At 49.6% G+C, this 14,074-nt stretch carries 11 protein-coding genes; 5 read left to right on the forward strand and 6 right to left on the reverse strand.

Annotation, left to right across the window (positions count from 1 at the left end):
* Positions 1 to 19: 19 nt before the first annotated feature.
* Together J0A65_RS12500 and J0A65_RS12505 are read right to left on the reverse strand one after the other, a co-directional pair.
* The gene (locus J0A65_RS12500) at positions 20 to 1,597 is read right to left on the reverse strand and encodes an N-acyl-D-amino-acid deacylase family protein (RefSeq protein ID WP_206594522.1); all 1,578 of its coding nucleotides are present in this window, start codon (positions 1,595 to 1,597) and stop codon (positions 20 to 22) included.
* A 62-nt stretch (positions 1,598 to 1,659) separates the two neighbouring features.
* Positions 1,660 to 4,683: a TonB-dependent receptor domain-containing protein gene (locus J0A65_RS12505; RefSeq protein WP_206594523.1), complete on the reverse strand. Its 3,024-nt coding sequence runs from the start codon at positions 4,681 to 4,683 to the stop codon at positions 1,660 to 1,662.
* A gap of 362 nt (positions 4,684 to 5,045) precedes the next feature.
* On the opposite strand from J0A65_RS12505, the gene J0A65_RS12510 reads away from it, so the two are divergent.
* Positions 5,046 to 5,927, forward strand: coding sequence for a LysR family transcriptional regulator (locus J0A65_RS12510; RefSeq protein WP_206594524.1), 882 nt, complete (start codon positions 5,046 to 5,048; stop codon positions 5,925 to 5,927).
* Positions 5,928 to 6,020: 93 nt separating this feature from the next.
* Positions 6,021 to 7,409 (forward strand): DEAD/DEAH box helicase, encoded by a 1,389-nt coding sequence (locus J0A65_RS12515; RefSeq protein ID WP_206594525.1) that lies wholly within the window; start codon positions 6,021 to 6,023, stop codon positions 7,407 to 7,409.
* 355 nt (positions 7,410 to 7,764) lie between these two features.
* Here the strand turns inward: J0A65_RS12515 and J0A65_RS12520 are convergent, their stop codons facing one another.
* The gene (locus tag J0A65_RS12520; protein ID WP_206594526.1) at positions 7,765 to 8,301 is read right to left on the reverse strand and encodes a heme NO-binding domain-containing protein; all 537 of its coding nucleotides are present in this window, start codon (positions 8,299 to 8,301) and stop codon (positions 7,765 to 7,767) included.
* A 48-nt stretch (positions 8,302 to 8,349) separates the two neighbouring features.
* Positions 8,350 to 9,774, reverse strand: a complete 1,425-nt coding sequence (locus J0A65_RS12525) for a YfcC family protein (RefSeq protein ID WP_206594527.1) — start codon at positions 9,772 to 9,774, stop codon at positions 8,350 to 8,352.
* Between the two features lie 129 nt (positions 9,775 to 9,903).
* On the opposite strand from J0A65_RS12525, the gene J0A65_RS12530 reads away from it, so the two are divergent.
* Positions 9,904 to 10,743, forward strand: a complete 840-nt coding sequence (locus tag J0A65_RS12530) for a transporter substrate-binding domain-containing protein (RefSeq protein WP_206594528.1) — start codon at positions 9,904 to 9,906, stop codon at positions 10,741 to 10,743.
* A gap of 25 nt (positions 10,744 to 10,768) precedes the next feature.
* Here the strand turns inward: J0A65_RS12530 and J0A65_RS12535 are convergent, their stop codons facing one another.
* Positions 10,769 to 11,797, reverse strand: a complete 1,029-nt coding sequence (locus J0A65_RS12535; protein ID WP_206594529.1) for a 2-dehydropantoate 2-reductase — start codon at positions 11,795 to 11,797, stop codon at positions 10,769 to 10,771.
* 190 nt (positions 11,798 to 11,987) lie between these two features.
* Here J0A65_RS12535 and J0A65_RS12540 point away from each other — a divergent pair, with 190 nt between their 5' ends.
* Positions 11,988 to 12,410, forward strand: coding sequence for a DUF3224 domain-containing protein (locus tag J0A65_RS12540; RefSeq protein ID WP_206594530.1), 423 nt, complete (start codon positions 11,988 to 11,990; stop codon positions 12,408 to 12,410).
* Positions 12,411 to 12,780: 370 nt separating this feature from the next.
* Here J0A65_RS12540 and J0A65_RS12545 read toward each other — a convergent pair whose 3' ends face one another.
* On the reverse strand, positions 12,781 to 13,341 hold the full coding sequence (locus J0A65_RS12545) for a PhnA domain-containing protein (protein ID WP_206594531.1): 561 nt from the start codon (positions 13,339 to 13,341) through the stop codon (positions 12,781 to 12,783).
* Positions 13,342 to 13,440: 99 nt separating this feature from the next.
* On the opposite strand from J0A65_RS12545, the gene J0A65_RS12550 reads away from it, so the two are divergent.
* Positions 13,441 to 14,034 (forward strand): nucleoside deaminase, encoded by a 594-nt coding sequence (locus J0A65_RS12550; protein WP_232849924.1) that lies wholly within the window; start codon positions 13,441 to 13,443, stop codon positions 14,032 to 14,034.
* Positions 14,035 to 14,074: the final 40 nt, after the last annotated feature.

Raw genomic sequence — 14,074 nt, forward strand, 5'->3', positions numbered from 1 at the left:
GTTTGTAGCTCAACTTCTATTATGGTTTTTTACGTAGGGCCTGGCCGGCAAGCTCACCGGTCAGTTTTCCTTCTTCGATGGCGGCGACGCCGTTAACAAACAGCCATTGCACGCCTTCGCTCAACACCTCTGGATGCATATAGTCAGCGCGCGGCGCATACTTAGCTGCATCAAATAACACTAGGTCTGCGGCATAACCTGCTTGTAGCTTACCGCGGTTATCCAGGCCAAAAATGTCAGCGGTCTTACTGCTGCTGCGCAGAACAAACTCACCCAGTGTCAGTAGCGGTTTGTTCTGAACAAAATCCTGATACTTTTTAGGGAAAGACGCATACTTGCGCGGATGCCCAGGGCTACCGTCGGAAGATGTCACCACCCAATCCTGCTGAACCAAAGCTTCGATATCCTGCTCAGACATATTAAAGCTTGCCACTCTGGCATTGCCTGCCAAGATGATTTGCAATGCCGCCTCAATAGGATCAACGCCTCTTTCGGTTGCCACTTGTGCCAAGGTTTTACCCCGTAACTCACCGGATGTAGGGTCACTAATCAGTAAGGAATCTGCCCCTCCCCGGCGACGCAAGTTGTCTTGCATCTCTACCTTGATTCCGGGCAATTGCGCGGGATCCTTCAGCCTTGCGTGGTACTCTTCTTCGGTTCCCGCCAATGCCCAGCGTGGCATCAGTGCACCGGCAACGCTGGTACCAGAGGCCTTCCAGGGATATTGATCCGCCGTCACATGCAAACCTTTAGCATGGGCATCGTCCACCATCTTAATAATGGTCTGACTTTCCCCCCATACATCCACCCCTAATGCCTTTAGATGCGCCAGATGCACAGGAATCTCTGCGTCCCGGGCAATATCCAAGACTTCCTGTACCGCCGCTATCAGGCCAATATGGTAGCTGCTTTCGTCACGAATGTGGCTGTCGTACACCCCGCCAAACTGGGCAGCCACCTTAGCCAGCGCCACCACTTCGGCCGTATCAGCGTAATTACCTGGTACATAGTAGAGCCCTGTTGAAAGACCCAATGCGCCTTCATGCATGGCTTTTTCAACCAAGGCCTTCATTTGTTCAAGCTCTGCAGCACTGGCTTTACGGTTCTCCCGGCCCATGACTTCTGTGCGCACAGCACCATGTCCCACATACAAGGCCACATTGCTGCCAATACCTTGTTTTTCGTACAAATCAAAAGTGGCACCGACTTCAACATCACCGCCACCATCGTTACCACAAAATACCGTTGTCACGCCCTGGGTCAGATAGTTGGCATTGAGGTTAGGTTGACCTTTGTCAAAGTCATTACAGGCATGGGTGTGAGGGTCGATAAACCCTGGTGCTACGACCAAATTATTGGCATCAATATGCTTTGCCACGCGCAGATTTTTGGGGGCTTCGGGCAGTACATCGACAATCTTGCCGTCTTTAACCAGGATCACACCCGCCATGGGCTGAGTTCCATTACCGGTATAAATGTGTTGGCTGCTTATTAGATAATCAGCACTTTGTTCGGGGCTACCGGAACACCCGGCTAACAAGCCGGCAGCCAGCAACGCACCCATTAACGGACTTAAACGTGAAAAATCATTGCTCATTGGCTTACTCCTGAAAAAACAAAGGGCGATAACTCGCCCTTTTTTAAGATAATTCGCTCAACTTAGAAGAAGTTGGCTTGCAGTGATACGTAGAAGTATCGACCTTCTGAACTGTGTAAGCTGGCATCATAACCATAAGTCTCGTCAGCCAAAGGTGGCTCACGATCAAACAGGTTACGCACACCTACGCGCAGACGCATGCCATCCATCGCGCCTTCATCGAAGCTGTACTGACCGTACAGGCTCACGGTATTCCAGGAAGATACATGCCAGAAATCACCGGTCTCATCATGCACAGCACTGGTGTCGTAATAGTCACCGACATACTTGGCATGCAAACCTGCACCCCAGTTGTCGTAACGCCAGGTCACAGTACCAGACGCCTGCCACTCAGGACGACCATCCATTTGAATCATGTCACCGACATCATCCAGAGTGATGCCCAGTGCTGCCAGCTTGGCAGACTCTTCATCAATGCTCTGGTAGGACTTCAGCAACTTGGCACCGTTAAGTTTAAAGTCAAAGTCGCCGAAAGACGTACGATTCAGTTTGTAGTAAATACCCAGATCCAAACCTTCGGTAGTACGAGAGTCGAGGTTTTCAAACAAACCATAGATGTCCATCATATCGCCCACAGCTTCCAGGCCAGAACCTGCGAAGAAAGCAATATCATCAGCAGTTGGCGCTGAACGAATGACGTTTGGATTGCTGGAGCCATTCATACGATACAGGTAATCCAAGTCGGCGATGTTCTGGAAAGAACGAATACCAACCAAGTCTTCCTGTTCAATACGCCAGAAATCAGCGGTCAGGGTCAGGTTGTCAACAAATGCCGGGGTATACACCATACCAAAACCGTAGTTGTAATCCTTCTCTGGTTTCAGATTAGGGTTGCCTAAACGGATGTTCTCGATACTGTCGGTGCCGCTACAAGCACTCAAGTTAGCAATATCGCCCTTGTTAACACTGGCCTGACAACGGTAGTAGTCAATAGGATAGTTAACACGGTTGGTACGGGCTGTATGCAGCTGTTCCAGGTTAGGTGCGCGGAAACCTTCTGCATAAGATGCACGAATTTGTACACTTTGCGCCGGGTACCATGACAACACTGCCTTGGGCTTAAATACACTGCCAACATCATTGTAACGCTCGTAACGACCAGCCAGCTGGAAGTCCAGTTTTTCAACCAATGGAATATCCATCTCAGGGCTGATTAACGGACCGGCTAATTCAACGAAAGCTGAGAATACGTTACGTGAACCATCTGCATCTGGCTGGCCACTTGAACCCATTACGTCGGTTTCATACACAGTACCCGTTACCGCATCAGTATACACAGTGGTACCGTCCAAACGATCATCATAGTCGTTTTCAAAACTCTCATAACGCCACTCGGTACCAAAGGCAACACCGACATTACCAGCAGGCAGACTGAACAAGTTGGGGTTAGACAGTTTGTAGTCAACCAAGGCCAATTCGGTTTCACCGACACGGCTGATATTAACCAGGAAAGGCTCCATGCTGGCCTGACTGTTACAGGTTGCGCCACAGAAAGGGTTGTATGCGCTGGCGTCAGTGCGGTTCACTGCTTGTTGGAACTTAGTCAGACTGGTTCGGTTGTAAGTGGTATCGTCGGTCTTGGCCGCAGAGTAAAGTACCGCGCTGTCCCAATCCCAGTTACCAAAGTTACCACGCGCACCGGCTAAACCTCTGTAAGTGGTGTTAACCACATTAATTTGACGTACGCCAGCATCTACTACGCGGTAAGAGTCGATAGTGATATCCAAACCTTCGGCGGGGATATCGTAACCTGCTACACGGTTTATCCCAGAGCCCAGCGGGTTCCAATGAGCGTCTTTGGAAATAGTAACAGGCGCAGATGTCAGAGTAGCCGTTTCACCACGCTGTGAATTCGACTCAGCCCAGTAGTAGCTCAGCTCACCATAAAGTTCTGTGCCACTTTCCATTTCATGATTGATGAACAAGAAAGCATTGGCACGCTCGGTTTCCGGCAGCAAAGTACGGCTACCATTAGTATTGAAATATTGGTCCGAGCTTACTGAACCACTGTCGATACACAGACCGTTGGCCAACACGCACTGTTGATTAAAATCTGAGCCATCTACAGGTTCAATGTGAAACTGACCCGCAGCTGTCGTTAGACCAGCTACCCGCTGGCTAGCTACAAAGCGGCCCCAAGGCGTTGTACTTGAGGTATTACGGAAGTTAGTGTCACCTTCCCAATCGGTACCTTCCAGGAAAGGACGCAGGTCAGAGTCAGCCGAATATGGCAACTCAGACGCCATCACTTCGCTGGCTTTGTAATAGTTCATGGACAAGGTCAGATTGGTTGCCTGGTCATTCAGGAACCAACCACCCAACATATTCATATTCAGTTTGGAACGACTGATGTTCTCTGCATCGCCGTATTGGACGTCAAAACGATAGCCGTCAAAGTCGCTACGCATTTCGCTGTTTACTACACCTGCAACGGCATCAGAACCGTAGATTGCCGCAGCACCGTCATGCAGCACTTCAACCCGACGAATGCCCATTACAGGGATAGCATTCATGTTAACTGTGGTTACAGGTACAGAGTTTTCAGTCTGCGAGCCTGGGTGTTGAACCAGACGACGACCATTTAGTAATACCAGAGTATTACCGGTACCGATACTGCGCAGGTTGATAGAAGCTACGTCACCACGAGACGCATAGACGCCGCTGACCACATCGTTACCATTGAAGTTAACGTTGCCGTTAGAAGGAATCGCAGCAAACAAATCCGCACCCGAGGTGGCGGCAATAGCATCAATATCTTTCTGATCCATTAGTGAAACAGGTAATGCACCCGTTACGTTCAGGCCTTTGATGCTTGAACCTACCACTATTACCTTTTCTAAATCCTGCTCTTGCTCTTTTTGCAGCTTAGCAGCAGTACTCTCCGTGTTCTGAACTTGTGCGCCAGCGACTTCAGTGCGTTCTACACCAGTAGTCTGCTGAGCGACTGCCGCGCTACTCCCTAGCGCGGTAAGAATACACAGAGCCAATGGGCTCAGGTTACACTTGTTGCTGTTGGATGTTTTCATGACTATCCCCATTTGAGTTTGGCCCCCACTATCGGACCTTATTGTTGTGGTGCTTACACAATCCTGAATATATTGTCTAAGTGCAATTAAAAGAAAATCGACACCCCATAACCTGGAGTTATGCAAACTTGGCGTGGTGCCGGACTATGCCACAGCTTAAGTAAACCAGCCACTTGACGCGCTAAAGTGACAACTAATCAAGTTAAATGCACATCAATATATGCAGAAATACGGGTAGTATTTGCAAACCCCATAACCCTGGTTTATGGGGCTAGGTAGTTTCGTTACAGTATGTCGCTGGAAGTTAGTGGTAGCCTGCCACCTCTTGCGGTGACCGGGTTTTCTTTTCGAGGGTATTAAGCATGCGGCTACGACATATAGAAGTATTTCACTCGGTATACACCACCGGCTCCATTACGGGTGCCGCCAAGCTGCTATTTGTCTCACAACCTTCCGTTAGTAAAGTGTTGGCCCATGCAGAGATGCAGCTGGGTTTTCAGCTGTTCCATCGTAACAAAGGACAACTAATCCCCACCCCTGAAGCAGACATGCTGTTTAGCGAAGTGGATAAAACCTACCGGCAGCTACGCTCTATTCGCAAGATGTCGGAAAATATCAAACGTAACGACTTCGGACAAATTAACTTGTCATTCACGCCAGCACTGGGCTTTGAAGTAGTACCGAAGGCATTAGCTAAGTTTCGAGAAGAGCACCCTAATATTCGCTTTGATCTGGAAACCACCCACAACGATCAGGCTCTGCAAGCCCTGACCGAACACCGCTGCGACCTGGCGCTTCTCTACTCTTCTCCGCCCATGCCTGGTGTCACCAAAATAGAATGTGGTGAAGGGGAAATCGTTATCCTGTACCCCAAAGCGCAATTTCCTGATGAGCCTAAAGTGCTGAGCCCCGAACAACTGGCTAAAACAGAGTTAATCGGCATCTGGGATAGCGGCCCACTGGGTGAACTGGCGTATGACCGTCTAACCAATGACGGTGTACAAGTACAAAGCAATCTCCAGGTCACATCCTACTATGTTGCCGCACGCATGGTGGCGCAGGGACTGGGCTGCTGTACCATAGACAAGTTTACCGCGCTGGGTAATTTATCAGATAAAGTCGGTATGGCATCCTTTGCCCCGCCTCTGACTTTTAAGATCAATGGCCTGTACCTGGATAATCGTCCACTGTCCAAGGTAAGTGAAGCATTTTTGAAATACCTCAAATCGGAAATTTCCGCTTAAGACGCATAAGGCCGGCATGCATTGTCGGCCTTTTCTGGCTCATCGCTGAGCAACAGCGTATACTTGCGGCAAATTTGCCACCGGATCATATCATTGCTTTTTTCCGACCTGCCCCTTGATCACAGATTACAAAACGCGCTGCAACTGAAAGGTTTTAACCAGGCCACTGAAATCCAGGCTAAGGCTGTGCCCCACGCGCTGCTCGGCAAAGACCTGATCGTGTCATCCAAGACCGGCTCGGGAAAAACGCTGGCCTATCTGGTACCCGCGATTCAGCGCGTGCTGAGAACCAAGCCGTTATCGAAAAAAGATCCTCGCGTATTGATCCTGGCGCCTACCCGTGAACTGGCCAAGCAGGTATTTTTACAACTTCGCGCCCTGTTGGATGGTCCAGGTGCTAATGTCGCCCTGATTCTCGGTGGCGAGAATTTTAACGACCAGGTTAAAGCGCTAAAGCGCAGTCCGCAGTTTATCGTTGGTACTGCCGGCCGGGTAGCCGATCACCTAACGGATAAATCACTGTTCCTAAATGGTCTTGAACTTCTGATTCTGGATGAAGCTGACCGTATGCTGGACCTCGGTTTTGCTCCGCAGCTAAAACATATTCATGCCAAGGCCGATCACCGTAAACGTCAGACCATGATGTTCTCCGCTACTTTGGATAACGCCGAACTGCATTATCTCACCCAGACGCTGCTTAAAGCCCCACAGCGTATTAGTCTGGGTAGTGCTGGCGAGCAACACGCTGATATAGAGCAGCGTTTTATTCTGGCTGACCATATTGAACATAAAGAAGCATTACTCAAGGCCCTGTTGGAAAAACAGGACTATCGGCAGGCTATCTTGTTTACTGCTACCCGCGCTGACACGGAGCGACTGGCAAGCTTGCTCAAGGATTGGGGACTTACCAGCATCGCCCTATCCGGCGAACTTAGTCAGTCCCAGCGCAGCAATATTATGAATGAATTTGCCCGGGGACATCATCAGATTCTGGTCACCACAGATGTGGCGTCGCGGGGTCTGGATCTGCTTAAAGTTTCATTGGTCGTGAACTTTGATATGCCAAAGCTACCAGAAGAGTACGTACACCGTATCGGTCGAACAGGTCGAGCGGGGAATAAAGGCAATGCAGTCTCACTGGTTGGCCCTAAGGATTGGCAAAGCTTCGTAGCAGTTCGAGCACTGCTGGAGCAAAGTATTGAATTTGAGGTCATAGAAGGTCTGGCCGGTAAATTTAAGGGCCTTCGCCCTCCCCGTCCGGCCAAACAGAGCAAAGGGCCATCCTCATCAGGTCAGGGAGACAATGTATGGCAACAAGCCAAACCCAAGAAAAAGCGGGTTAATACCATGTCTGGTGTTGAGATTGGTGACAAAGTATTAGTTCGAAAAAAGCCTAGGGTTGCGTTTGAAGAAGAACTCGATACTGACCAGGATGAGATCATGCACGAACCGCCATTTACGGATGGCGAACCCCAGGATTAAATGGCCGTTTACTTAGTCAAGAGACACAGTTGGCCGTTAGTCGGAAAGGAAGTCTGACAATGATGAATGAACTGACGACACTCAGTACCGACGAATAAATGGATATGTTTGAGCGCGTTGATGACCGCCAGTGCACAGGGCGAGCGCTGGCCATCTATGCGGAGCTGAATAGACGCAGTATGAGTATGCAGCAGCGCTGGAAGCCCACTATGGAAATGAAACCACAAGCCGGAGGTCTGTGCTTTGGCAGCTTCCTCTCAAGGTACTGTTTTTTCCACTGGCATCCTCTCAAGATTTTTCTTTGCTGGACGCCAAAAGCAAAGTCATGCGGTTAGCAGCAAAACACCACTAAGTTTCAGAGTAAGCGCACGATAATAAACGAGCCCAACGCTGTTGATGACGGTTGTATATCAACCGACACGTTACGTTGATAGTGACTGGCAGCCCCAACGACAAGACCATGTGCAAGTGCTTCGAGATGACGTGCCGACTCATACAACAATACAATTTTTTGTTCATCGCGTTCTATGACAGTAAATCGTGGCGGATTAGCCTGAGCATAGAGAGACATGACGTCCCGGTGAATTTCAGTATCCAGGCAAGCGAGCAGGTCAAACAGATGCTCTTTACTCCACAGCAGGCTTTCATGACTCTGCTTGAGTACATCGAATAAATACACACCGAAATCATAAAGCAGGGTCTTAACTGGCCGGTTTGTCATGTTTGATAAAGTGACGACCAGAGACTGTAACTCTTCAAATGCATAGTAGCCAACCGCGGTGTAAGCGCCGCCCCCTTGCGGGGCGGCGGTCTCGAGCAAGCGCTCAACCTGAATTTCAGGAAAGCGCTCCTCAACCATATCTACAAAACTGGTAAAGATAATGCCTAGCACACTCGCTCCATCAACCTTGAAGTCTCAGGTGATTGGAAAGAGACTCCCTTAGCTTTGCTCACTCTGTTCTACTGTTTTTGGCTGAACATCTTCACCATAGCCGAAGGTGACCGCCAATACCAACACAATAGCGGCGGCCAACATGAGTTTGGCTAAAAGTGGCAGGCAGAATCTGAACCACAAGTGATAAGGCACGCCAGCCATACCGATAATGCCCATCAATACCGCGTTGGTTGGAATGATCATATTCGAGAAGCCGTCACCAAACTGATAAGCCAGTACAGCTACCTGACGTGTTACCCCAATCAAATCACCAACCGGTGCCATCAAGGGCATAGTTACATAGGCCTGCCCGCTTCCAGAGGGAATAAACAGATTCAGAATAGTCTGGATGACCAACATACCCACTGAGGCCAACTCAGCCCCCAGGTAAGACAACGGCAGTGACATACCGTAGACCAGTGAATGCAAGATCTGGCCGTCTTCCAATATCAGGGCTATGCCCCTTGCCACCCCAATCAACATGGCCGTAGTCGCCAGATCTTTAACCCCTTCGATAAAACGATCTGCAGCCACATCCACCGCAATCTTGCCCACCACTGTGGTGAACATACCCCAAGCGATAAATACCCCCCCCAGTTCGTACAAATACCAACCTTTAGTCGCAATACCCCACACCGCCGTTACCAGAGCTGCAACGAAACCAAGTAAAATCAACTGATGGCGGCGGTTTAGCTTAGGGTAATCTCCTTGAACCGAGCCACTTAAGGGACAGGGCAAATCGCGGGTTAAAGATTGGTTAGGATCCGCCAGTACCTTCTTGCCATATGACCATACATGGTGAAATCCGATAAGTACAAATGGCACAAAAATCGCCAGTCGCCACTCGAGTCCGGAGTACACAGGAACACCGGCAATTTGCTGGGCAATTAACACGGTAAAAGGGTTAAATGCTGATACGCCGTAGCCAATACCATAACCGGCCACAATCATGCCCACAGCCGTCATAGCATCCAAGCGCATGGCTTTGCATAAAGCCACCAGAATCAACACAAAAGGAATGTATTCGCCTGCCGTACCTATGGCACCGGATGCCATGGCAAAACAAAACACCACCATAAATATCAGTAGGTTGGGCTTATGGCCGAAACGTTCCAGCATGCGCCCGATCAGCGCATCAATAGTACCGGTGGCCCTTGCTATGGACAGCACACCGCCGACAATAAATACGAAGAAAATGACGTCCTGCGCGGCAGCTAAGGCGCGGGGAATCGCAGTTAGAAAATCCCATGGAGTGAGGTAACTGCGTCCTTCGCTTAGGGTAAAGGTACCAGGTACCACCATTTGCCTGCCGTTTTCAGCAGTTACGGTATCGAAGAAGCCTTGCGGCACAATCCAGGTCGCAATAAAAGCAACCAGCATCATCCCCAGCAGCAGTATCAGCGTATGAGGAACTTTGAATCCTTGTTTCATTTGTCGTTATGTGCTTATTTTACAGTGGGGCGAGTCTACGCAAACTCGACTCCAACGGCAATTCAAAGCACAGGGAAACCGCTCACCTCGCCATAGTTCCTAAGTGCAACAAGCAAGGAGAGCCGCAACATGCGTCAATACTTTTTTTCTTTGCTCTTATTCTTGAGTGTTTACTCGTTGACCTTATCCGCGTCACCGCCACTCATTTACCCTCAGCCAGCCCAGGCAAACGATTCCGATTATCCGCAAGTGTTACTCGCTAAAGCGCTACAGACCGCTGGATTAGATTATCACCTTCGCCCTTCTGCGGATTCGATAGTGCAAAGCCGAGCCTTACGGCAATTGAAAGCCAACGACGGCATAGATGTGGTCTGGACCATGACCAGCGTAGAAAGGGAAAAGCAATTACTGCCGGTAAGAATACCCATCTTTAAAGGATTGTACGGATGGCGCTTGTTGATGATCAAAGCGTCGTCACAGTCAAAACTGGATCACATTGATTCAGTTTCTGCACTAGCGGCCATCCCACTATTACAAGGGCAAGGTTGGCCGGATACTTACGTGCTACAAGCCAACGGCCTGAGGGTATCAGGTACGCCACAGACCCATGATTTGTTCGAAATGCTGCTTAGAGACCGGGGGATTGCCTTTCCACGCTCTATCCTTGAGATTTGGACCGAACAAGAAAACTATCAAAGCGATCTGGTGGTGGAAAAGCAACTAGCCCTGTTTTATCCCACCGCCATTTACTTCTTCTTCCGACCTACAGATACTGTGCTAGCTGCTGGGATAAAATCAGGCTTAAAGCAGATGCTGGCAAACGGCGAATTCGATCGTTTGTTTACGGCCTATCATCAACAGGCCATCGATAAGGCCAGACTGTTCGAGCGAAAAGTGTTACCGCTGTGGAACCCCCTATTGCCACAACTCACCCCACTTGAGCAGGAGCGCTACTGGTATCGTCCTTAATCTAAACCAGGTTAAACGCTGGCCTTCAGTGTGAGCGACCGCCTTTTAACCCAATGCATTCCTGTAACTGCTGTGCAGACATACCTATCTTAAGCTTACCCTGCTCTACCTGATGAACCAGCATCACAATAACCTGATTCACCTTACAATCCAGCCCTAAGCTAAGCGCTTGCTCTATTACTGCGCCGTTGAGATAAGCAATTTCTGAGTCCTTTCCTTGTTTCAGATCCCACCACATTGAAGTGCGCACGCCAGGATCTATCTCCAGCATTGCCGATGCAACACGCAAAAATAACCAGTTAGGTAAACGAAGAACAAATGGCAACCACCGCGCTGGCACCTTGGTTAGCTTGGGCAGCCGTAGCTGCCTGGCTTTACAAACCGACAGCAACTCATCCATAAGTGCCGCCAATATTAGCCGATACCCCTGCTCTTCCAGCATGGATTTTACCGGTATATCGGCCAGTGCATTAACCGCGTTGCCAAGGTTTAACTGCAATTTCGCCCACTGCAGGGCCAGCATGTCCTCGGCACTCCCCGCTGGCATCAGGGCGCAGTCCAGCAACGTGACCAGTTCGCCAATCTCATCTTTCTCAGACAGACATTCCAGCGTGAGCTGCCCTTCGGAACCCCGATGCAGGCAACCAGGTGCAGACTCCACTACGTTGAAAGGAACAATCACCCTTCGTACCTGATTGTGAGGATAAATGGCTTTGACCAGGGACTCACTTCCTACGCCATTCTGGCAACAAAAAATCTTTGTCTGCGGGCCAATCAACGGCTGAGCATCCATTGCAGCCTGCGCAAGTTGCGTGCATTTCACGGTTAACCAAAGCACATCGCAGGGTTTAGCATCAGCGCGCCAATTGCTACCGAGTAGCCGGGGATATAAGGGCCCAGCCTGGTGACCCTGATAGTCACTGAGTCTCACCCCTTGCTGCCAGCGCTCGCGCGCTGAATCACGCACAACCAAGCTAACACTCTGTGAGCGATGAGCGAGTACACCGCCCAGATAACCCCCAATTAATCCTGCACCAAACACCACATGCTGCATGCCAGTTACTCTTCTATGTACCTCAATGAATCATAGAGACTTTCCAGATGTGAGGGCAAGCATAAGGAATTTGGCTGAGCAAATTTAAAGCATGTCATTTCCCCCTTGGCATTGTTAACATGGGCAAAAATCGCGGAAATTTTCCGATTAACTTATTCAAAACAACAAGAAAGTTTTCAAGGAAAACAACATGCAAGCCAGAGGGGAATTTGAGGTCAGGGTTCAGTCTCTACCTAGCTACACACAAGGTAAAGAAGGTGTAAGCCTGGGCAGAATGTCCATCGATAAGGTCTTTAGTGGCGGTCTGGAGGGAAAAAGCAAAGGCGAAATGCTCAGTGCCAAGAATTCCGATAAGAGCTCTGCCGGTTATGTGGCCATTGAACAGATTAGTGGCACCCTGGATGGGCGCGAAGGCAGTTTTGTGATGCAGCATTACGGCACCATGCAAGGCGCTAACCAACATCTGGTACTGGAAGTGCTGCCCCATTCAGCTACCGGTGAATTGCAAGGCCTAACGGGTCGCATGCTAATCAACATAACGTCAGGACGGCATAGCTATGTATTTGACTACCGCCTTCCCGACACTGACGCCGAGATAACCTACCCTGAGTAACACAGTCTTAGTGTTACTCTGCTTGTATGCCGGCTGCACCAGTGCGCATTGATAATTTACGCAAGCGGGCCTGAGGCTGACATTTACTGTTTTTTCAGGCACTTAGGTTCTACCGATACGAAAAAGCTTAGGTAAGGCATTTTTGACGTTACGCGTTACGGATGATTTAGCTTTTAACCCTAACGGCTAGCGACCTATTTATCACAATAAGGTTGTCTTGAATTAAAAGATTATTCTCTTAGAAAGACAGCAAATACCACAGATGGGCTGGTTGGACATAAGCCCTATTTGCCAATAGAGACAGCGCAGAAAACCGTGTCACGCAAGTGAGACATCAACAGATTAACTGCGCCGCCAGTCGCTATTAAAATCAGGCTTTTTTCAGGTACTCTGCCACCAGCACAATCCTCACGCCATTAACCCGTCCTTCCACATGTTTAGGGTTGTCTGTGAGACTGATGCCACGCACCGCTGTGCCACGTTTAGCGGTAAAGCCCCCGCCTTTCACGTCCAGGTCTTTAATCAATACCACGGTATCGCCAGCACTTAGCACGGCACCGTTGCTATCCAGGGTCGGTTCCCGATCTGAGTCATCGCCTTTTTGCGCCCAGGTGCTGGTTTCTTCGTCAAGATACAACATATCTAACAAATCCTGTGCCCAGGTTTCAGAGGATAAGCGTTTGAGCATTCGCCAGGCCATCACTTGCACCGCGGGTACTTGGCTCCACATGCTGTCATTCAAACAGCGCCAGTGGTTGGTATCCAATTCAGCGCCCTCAATTTGAGACTTACAGGTCTGACAAACCAGAATATGGTTATCTACCCTGACCTGATCAATAGGTGGCACGGCCACACTTTGTAGATTATCGGTAGCGGCACATAATTCACACTTGGCGCCAGCGCGCTCAGTCAGGGCTTGTTCTATAGACATGTTTTTCTCTTGTTGAGTAGCGGGCGCGCATTATGCCACTTTTGGCCACTTTACGCAGCAACGGATGTTACCTAAGCTGTGACTGAGCATGGAGGTAAAATGAGCAAACCGCATTGGGTGTCCTGCGTCGCAGAACCAAGTACAGAGATCCAACTGCCAGACTGGGCAATGCATAGCCTGGAATGGTCAACACCTTATCATAGTGATGAAGACAAAATGGCCCTGGCCGTGGAACTGGCCAGACAAAATGTCCAACGTAGCACTGGTGGCCCGTTTGGCTCGGCCATTTTTGATATGGATAGCGGCCAGCTGCTGTCAGTGGGCGTAAATCAGGTGATGGCAGCCCGCAACTCCTGTCTGCATGCTGAGGTGATGGCCATTATGCTGGCAGAGAAACGCCTTAAATCTTTTTGTTTGTCAGATAATCATGCACGCCGCGAGCTTTTCACCTCCTGTGAACCTTGTGCCATGTGCTTAGGGGCCATATTCTGGAGCGGTGTGAAGCGTCTGGTATGTGCTGCCACAGGTGACGATGCCAGAGCCATTGGCTTTGACGAAGGACCAGTGTTTGCACAAAGCTATGACTATCTTCAAAAAGGCGGTATTCAAGTAGACCGACAGATATTAAGGTCAGAAGCCCAAGCAGTATTAACCGACTACCTCGCCCGCGGTGGGCCTATTTACAACGGTTAACGAAAAAGGGCCCAACAAAGGCCCTTTTCTATTGGTATGG

Origin of the sequence: Bowmanella yangjiangensis (assembly GCF_017255015.1) — a bacterium.
Classification (GTDB): Bacteria; Pseudomonadota; Gammaproteobacteria; order Enterobacterales; family Alteromonadaceae; genus Bowmanella; species Bowmanella yangjiangensis.